General features: G+C 49.7%; 5 tRNA genes. All 5 read left to right on the top strand.

Annotation, left to right across the window (positions count from 1 at the left end):
- Window positions 1–77 precede the first annotated feature (77 nt).
- The 5 genes from CD034_RS06995 (at window position 78) to CD034_RS06975 (ending at window position 535) form a co-directional block, all read left to right on the top strand.
- A tRNA-Ala gene (locus CD034_RS06995) sits at window positions 78–153 on the top strand.
- A 26-nt stretch (window positions 154–179) separates the two neighbouring features.
- Window positions 180–253: transfer RNA gene (locus tag CD034_RS06990), tRNA-Met, on the top strand.
- Window positions 254–281: 28 nt separating this feature from the next.
- Window positions 282–355 (top strand) — tRNA-Ile (locus CD034_RS06985).
- A gap of 9 nt (window positions 356–364) precedes the next feature.
- Window positions 365–454 (top strand) — tRNA-Ser (locus CD034_RS06980).
- Window positions 455–459: 5 nt separating this feature from the next.
- Window positions 460–535, top strand: a tRNA-Asp gene (locus CD034_RS06975).
- Window positions 536–569 lie beyond the last annotated feature (34 nt).

Raw genomic sequence — 569 nt, 5'->3', positions numbered from 1 at the left:
TAGAGCACTTGGTTTGGGACCAAGGGGTCGCAGGTTCGAATCCTGTCTTCCCGATAGGAAATTTTAAAATTTATTATGGGGGCTTAGCTCAGCTGGGAGAGCGCCTGCTTTGCACGCAGGAGGTCAGCGGTTCGATCCCGCTAGTCTCCACCATTTAAATCATTTACAAACTATATAACGGCGGTGTAGCTCAGCTGGCTAGAGCGTACGGTTCATACCCGTGAGGTCGGGGGTTCGATCCCCTCCACCGCCACTAATTATTAGTTGTAGAATTAAAATTTGGACCTTTAGCTCAGTTGGTTAGAGCTAACGGCTCATAACCGTTCGGTCGCAGGTTCGAGTCCTGCAAGGTCCATATAATTTTGGAGGAATACCCAAGTCCGGCTGAAGGGATCGGTCTTGAAAACCGACAGGAGCTTAACGGCTCGCGGGGGTTCGAATCCCTCTTCCTCCGTATTTGGTCTCGTAGTGTAGCGGTTAACACGCCTGCCTGTCACGCAGGAGATCGCGGGTTCGATTCCCGTCGAGACCGCCATCTAATAATTTAATAGCAATTTACCTATAAAATG

Source organism: Staphylococcus hominis subsp. hominis (assembly GCF_002901845.1).
In the GTDB taxonomy this organism is placed as follows: Bacteria; Bacillota; Bacilli; order Staphylococcales; family Staphylococcaceae; genus Staphylococcus; species Staphylococcus hominis.
The sequence above is the reverse complement of the archived record's forward strand: the minus strand, read 5'-3'. Positions and strand labels throughout refer to the sequence as shown.